This is a genomic window from Exiguobacterium sp. USCH10, assembly GCF_037619445.1.
GTDB classification, from domain to species: Bacteria; Bacillota; Bacilli; order Exiguobacteriales; family Exiguobacteriaceae; genus Exiguobacterium; species Exiguobacterium aestuarii_A.
Genome location: NZ_JAQPZO010000022.1, coordinates 1 through 2943 on the forward strand (window position 1 = coordinate 1; position 2943 = coordinate 2943).

Consider the following 2943-nt stretch of genomic DNA (forward strand, 5'->3'; position numbering starts at 1 on the left):
GAGGACCGTGTGTCTTAGACGCTAGATCAAGGTAGAAAGGGCGTACGGTGGATGCCTTGGCACTAGGAGCCGATGAAGGACGCGACGAACAGCGAAATGCTCTGGGGAGTGGTAAGTACACATTGATCCAGAGATCTCCGAATGGGGGAACCCACCGCCGGGAGACTGGCGGGACACCCACGTGAATACATAGCGTGGCGTGAGGCACACCCGGGGAACTGAAACATCTAAGTACCCGGAGGAAGAGAAAGAAAATTCGATTCCCTGAGTAGCGGCGAGCGAAACGGGAACAGCCCAAACCAGGAAGCATGCTTCCTGGGGTTGTAGGACACTCTACACGGAGTTACAAAGGGATAGGGTAGGTGAACGACCTGGAAAGGTCGGCCAGAGAAGGTGACGGCCCTGTAGCCGAAACCCCATCCCCTCCAGAGTGGATCCTGAGTACGGCGGGACACGTGAAACCCCGTCGGAATCCGGGAGGACCATCTCCCAAGGCTAAATACTTCCTAGTGACCGATAGTGAACCAGTACCGTGAGGGAAAGGTGAAAAGCACCCCGGAAGGGGAGTGAAACAGATCCTGAAACCGTATGCCTACAAGTAGTCAGAGCCCGTTCACGGGTGATGGCGTGCCTTTTGTAGAATGAACCGGCGAGTTACGATGGCGGGCGAGGTTAAGCCGATGAGGCGGAGCCGCAGCGAAAGCGAGTCTGAACAGGGCGCATCAGTCCGTCGTCGTAGACCCGAAACCAGGTGATCTACCCATGTCCAGGATGAAGGTCAGGTAACACTGACTGGAGGTCCGAACCCACGCACGTTGAAAAGTGCGGGGATGAGGTGTGGGTAGCGGTGAAATGCCAATCGAACCTGGAGATAGCTGGTTCTCTCCGAAATAGCTTTAGGGCTAGCCTCGAGGTGAAGAGTTCTGGAGGTAGAGCACTGATTGGACTAGGGGCCCCCACAGGGTTACCGAATTCAGTCAAACTCCGAATGCCAGCAACTTGTACTCGGGAGTCAGACTGCGAGTGATAAGATCCGTAGTCGAGAGGGAAACAGCCCAGACCATCAGCTAAGGTCCCCAAGTGTATGTTAAGTGGAAAAGGATGTGGCGCTGCACAGACAACTAGGATGTTGGCTTAGAAGCAGCCACCATTCAAAGAGTGCGTAATAGCTCACTAGTCGAGTGGCGCCGCGCCGAAAATGTAACGGGGCTAAACATACCACCGAAGCTATGGATCCCGTAAGGGATGGTAGGAGAGCGTTCCAAGCAGCAGTGAAGCGGTATCGTGAGGAGCCGTGGAGCGCTTGGAAGTGAGAATGCCGGTGTGAGTAGCGAAAAGAGGGGTGAGAATCCCCTCCGTCGAAAGCCTAAGGTTTCCTGAGGAAGGCTCGTCCGCTCAGGGTTAGTCTGGACCTAAGCCGAGGCCGAAAGGCGTAGGCGATGGACAACAGGTCGATATTCCTGTACCGCCGTACCACCGTTTGAACGATGGGGGGACGCAGAAGGATAAGGTGACCGTGCGACTGGAAGTGCACGGACAAGCAGCGAGGCCGTCGGGTTGGCAAATCCGCCCGGCATACAAGGTTGAGCTGTGACGTGGAGCCCGTAGGGCGAAGCACCGGATTTCACGCTGCCAAGAAAAGCCTCTAGTGAGGAGGTCGGCGCCAGTACCGCAAACCGACACAGGTAGGCGAGATGAGAATTCTAAGACGCGCGGGATAACTCTCGTTAAGGAACTCGGCAAAATGGTCCCGTAACTTCGGGAGAAGGGACGCTTATGGCAACATAAGCCGCAGTGAATAGGCCCAAACGACTGTTTAGCAAAAACACAGGTCTCTGCTAAATCGCAAGATGAAGTATAGGGGCTGACGCCTGCCCGGTGCTGGAAGGTTAAGGGGATGTGTCATCGCAAGAGAAGCACTGAACCGAAGCCCCAGTAAACGGCGGCCGTAACTATAACGGTCCTAAGGTAGCGAAATTCCTTGTCGGGTAAGTTCCGACCCGCACGAAAGGCGTAACGATTTGGGCACTGTCTCAACGAGAGACCCGGTGAAATCATAGTACCTGTGAAGATGCAGGTTACCCGCGACAGGACGGAAAGACCCCATGGAGCTTTACTACAGCCTGATATTGAGGCTTTGTACGCGATGTACAGGATAGGTGGGAGTTTGTGAAGCCGGAGCGCCAGCTTCGGTGGAGACACCCTTGGGATACCACCCTTTGCGTATAGAGTCTCTAACTCGCAGCCGTGATCCGGCTGGAGGACCGTGTCAGGCGGGTAGTTTGACTGGGGCGGTCGCCTCCTAAACAGTAACGGAGGCGCCCAAAGGTTCCCTCAGAATGGTTGGAAATCATTCGAAGAGTGCAAAGGCAGAAGGGAGCTTGACTGCGAGACCTACAAGTCGAGCAGGGACGAAAGTCGGGCTTAGTGATCCGGTGGTTCCGCATGGAAGGGCCATCGCTCAACGGATAAAAGCTACCCTGGGGATAACAGGCTGATCTCCCCCAAGAGTCCACATCGACGGGGAGGTTTGGCACCTCGATGTCGGCTCATCGCATCCTGGGGCTGGAGTAGGTCCCAAGGGTTGGGCTGTTCGCCCATTAAAGCGGTACGCGAGCTGGGTTCAGAACGTCGTGAGACAGTTCGGTCCCTATCCGTCGTGGGCGCAGGAAATTTGAGGAGAGCTGTCCTTAGTACGAGAGGACCGGGATGGACGCACCGCTGGTGTACCAGTTGTTCCGCCAGGAGCATCGCTGGGTAGCTACGTGCGGACGGGATAAGTGCTGAAAGCATCTAAGCATGAAGCCCCCTCCGAGATGAGATTTCCCTTTGAGCAATCAAGAAAGACCCCTCAGAGACGATGAGGTAGATAGGTCATGGGTGGAAGCGTGGTGACACGTGGAGCTGAATGATACTAATCGGTCGAGGCTTTGATCTAGTCTA

At 55.4% G+C, this 2943-nt stretch carries 1 rRNA gene; it reads left to right on the plus strand.

The features are described 5' to 3' along the window. Window positions 1-24: 24 nt before the first annotated feature. A 23S ribosomal RNA gene (locus PQI28_RS15525) occupies window positions 25-2938 on the plus strand. Window positions 2939-2943: the final 5 nt, after the last annotated feature.